Raw genomic sequence first — 3108 nt, 5'->3', positions numbered from 1 at the left:
TTTTGCCTGGCGGGGACCCGGAGGGGGACCGGGTCGGGAGGGGGGATCGCGATCGATCCCCGGTGGGGGGCTAACCCTTGCGTTCGCCCTTCTTCTCGAGGCGCTTCTCGAGCGCTTCCAGCCGCTGCTCGAGCTTGTTCAACTTCGCTTCGAGCGTTCCCTGCTCGGCATCGAAACGCAGGATGCGATGTGGGGGACCTTCATCGGCCAGGCCCTTGAAGAAGACCTCGATCTCGTCCGCGGGGATCTCGACCTGGGCCGTCCGGCGCTCGCCCTTGCGCACGAAGGCGATCTCGCCCGGCGCTTCGCCGGCCAGGTCGCCCACCGCCTCGCGCAGCGCCTCGACGCTGGCGACCGCCTGGCCGCCCAGCTCGACGATGACGTCGCCGGCCTGGAGGCCGGCCGCGGCCGCCGGGCTCTGCTCGTCCACCCCGAGCACCAACGCGCCGCGCTCGGCGCCGGGGAAGTAGCTCGCGAGCGGACCCTCGAGGTCGCGCACTTCGACGCCGAGCCGGCCGCCGCCCGCCTCGGCGAGGCGCTGCACCCAGAAGTTCTCGGGCAAGGGCAGGATCCGCTCCGCATCGCCTTCGCCGAACTCGCGGCGCGGCTCCCGCTGACCGAGCTCGAGCTCGATGCGCTTCGTCTGGCCGTCGCGGCGCAGCTTCAGCGTGACGTCGTCGCCGGGCGCCATCGCCCGCACTGCCGCCATCAGGGCGGCGGCGTCCGCGACGGGCTCGCCCGCGAACTCGACGATCACGTCGCCCGCTTCGATGCCGGCGGCCTGCGCCGGGGTGTCGTCGAAGACGGAGCGCACGCGGGCGCCAAGCGCTTCGGCGTCCTCGCCATCCAGGTCCTCGAGAGTGACGCCCAGGTAGGCGCCCTTGCCCAGCGCGCTCAGTTCCTCGAGCCCTTTGCCGTCGCGGATCACGATCACGCGTTCCTCGTCCGCCGGCTTCTCGGTCTTCGCGGCCGCGCCAAGCGTCGGGATCAGCAGCACGGCACACAGGGCGAGCGTTGCCCATCGCTTCATCGTCAGACCTCCGTGCAGGGGGGAATTGCCGCGCCCTCTACGGCACCTCCGGGCGCGAGTTCCCGGCCCAAGCGCGCGTTGACCGGGGGCGCGCCCTCGCCTATCCTCCCCCGGCCATGGAGAGCACCGTTCATCGCCTGAGCGCGGCGGGCAATGCCTTCTACTTGATCCTCGGTCCGGCGCCGCCGGCGGCGGCCGCCCAGGCGCAGCGTCTGGGTGCCGGCGAGGGCCTGGCGCCCGTGGCGGGTGCGCCGGCGCCGCTGCCCAGCGACGGCCTCATCTTCGGCGAATTCGGAGCGGGGCGGCCGCCGCGCCAGCGCATGTTCAATCCCGACGGCAGCGGCGGCCACTGCGCGAACGGTCTGCGCTGCCTGGCCTGGCTGCTCGCGCGCGAGGGTCGCCTGCCGGACCCGGGCCTCATCGAGACCGTCGACGGCCCCGTGCCGGTCGTCGTCGAGGGCGAGCGCGTGTCGGCCGCGCTCGCACCCCTGCGCACTCTGGCCGGTTTTCCGCCGCCGGGTACGCCCTGCGCACTCGTCGTGGAGGGGGAGACCCTCAGCGGCTATGCCGCCTTCGTCGGCAATCCGCAGTTCGTGCTCTTCGGCGATGCGGCGCTGCAGGCCCGCGTGCGGGAGCTGGGGCCGCGCCTGCAGCACCATCCGCGCTTCCCGGGCGGCGTGAACGTGGAGTTCGTCTGGCGCGAGGCGCTGCCAGCCGGCGAGCGCTGGCGCGTGCGGGTCTGGGAGCGCGGCGCGGGGGAGACCCTCGCCTGCGGCACCGGCGCCCTCGCCGTGGCCGGCGTCGGCCCGACGGGGCTCGCGCGCGGACAGGCGCGTGACCTACATTATCCCGGCGGCGTGCTCAGCGTGCGCCGCGACAGGGCGGACCGCCTGCACCTGGCCGGCGCCGTCCGCTACGAGGGCGAGTATCGGCTCCAAGCGCCGGCGGGCAGCCAGGCCGGTCAAGGGGAGGACAGCCGGGCGTGATCGAACTGCAAGGCGTGACCAAGCACTACGAGAAGACCGTCGCCGTGGCCGGCATCGACTACCGCTTCGAGCCCGGGAAGCTGACCGGCTTCCTCGGCCCGAACGGCGCCGGCAAGTCGACGACCATCCGCATGATCATGAACATCATCGCGCCGGACGCGGGGCGGATCACGGCCGGCGGCCAGCCGCTCAGCGAGGCCTTCCGCAACCGGCTCGGCTACCTGCCCGAGGAGCGCGGCCTCTACAAGAAGATGAAGGTGCTCGAGCACCTCGTCTTCTCCGGCAGCCTCAAGGGGCTCGGCCGCGGCGAAGCGCGGCGGCGGGGCCTGCGCTGGCTCGAGCGGCTCGGCCTCGCCGAGCGGGCGCAGAGCAAGGTCGAGGACCTCTCCAAGGGCATGCAGCAGAAGATCCAGATCGCGGGCACGCTGCTCCACGAGCCGGAGCTGGTGCTGCTCGACGAGCCCTTCAGCGGCCTCGACCCGCTCAACGTCGATGCCTTCAAGGCCATCCTCCTGGAGCTGCGCGCGCAGGGCGTCACGCTGATCTTCTCCACGCACATGATGGAGCAGGCCGAGCAGCTCTGCGACGAGATCGCGCTCGGGGATCGGGGGCGCCTGGTACTGGCGGGCACCCTCGCCGAGCTGCGCGCGGGCTACGGGCGCAATCACCTGCGCGTTCGCTTCGCCGGCGACGCGGGCGTCCTGCGCGGGGACCCGCGCGTGGCGGCCTACAGCGAGCGGGAGCCCGGGCTCGCCGAGCTGCGTCTGGCCGACGCCGCTCAGGCGAGCGCCGCCCTGCGCGACTGGAGCGCGCGCCTGGCCATCGACCACTTCGAGGTCATGGTGCCCAGCCTGCACAACATCTTCATCCGGACGGTCACGGCGGGCGCCGGGGCGCCGCCCGAGGGAGGGCTGGCATGGACAAGGTGATGGCCGTCTTCATCCGCGAGTACCTGGAGCGCGTTCGACGCAAGTCCTTCATCATCGGACTGATCCTGGTGCCGCTCTTCATGAGCGCCGTGATCGTGCTGCCGCTCTGGCTGAGCCGGGTGGAGGCGGAGACGGCCAGCCGGGGGCTCCTGCTCGACGCGAG

Annotated in this window: 4 protein-coding genes; 3 read left to right on the top strand and 1 reads right to left on the bottom strand. The window is 72.8% G+C overall.

What is annotated here, in order from left to right; genetic code table 11:
• Nucleotides 1-70: 70 nt before the first annotated feature.
• A complete protein-coding gene (locus tag FJ251_14965; protein MBM4119003.1) occupies nt 71-1030 on the bottom strand; it encodes a PDZ domain-containing protein in 960 nt (319 codons plus the stop codon).
• 116 nt (nt 1031-1146) lie between these two features.
• Here FJ251_14965 and FJ251_14960 point away from each other — a divergent pair, with 116 nt between their 5' ends.
• The 3 genes from FJ251_14960 to FJ251_14950 all read left to right on the top strand — a co-directional run.
• Nucleotides 1147-2016, top strand: a complete 870-nt coding sequence (locus FJ251_14960; GenBank protein MBM4119002.1) for a hypothetical protein — start codon at nt 1147-1149, stop codon at nt 2014-2016.
• The gene (locus FJ251_14955) at nt 2013-2945 is read left to right on the top strand and encodes an ATP-binding cassette domain-containing protein (protein MBM4119001.1); all 933 of its coding nucleotides are present in this window, start codon (nt 2013-2015) and stop codon (nt 2943-2945) included. Before FJ251_14960 ends, FJ251_14955 begins: the two co-directional genes overlap by 4 nt.
• The coding region (locus tag FJ251_14950; protein ID MBM4119000.1) for an ABC transporter permease at nt 2933-3108 on the top strand (176 nt) is incomplete at its 3' end. The genes FJ251_14955 and FJ251_14950, both read left to right, overlap by 13 nt.

It is taken from the genome of bacterium (assembly GCA_016873475.1).
GTDB lineage: Bacteria > Krumholzibacteriota > Krumholzibacteriia > JACNKJ01 > JACNKJ01 > VGXI01.
Note: the sequence above shows the minus strand (reverse complement) of the source record. Positions and strands in the feature narration are given on the sequence as shown.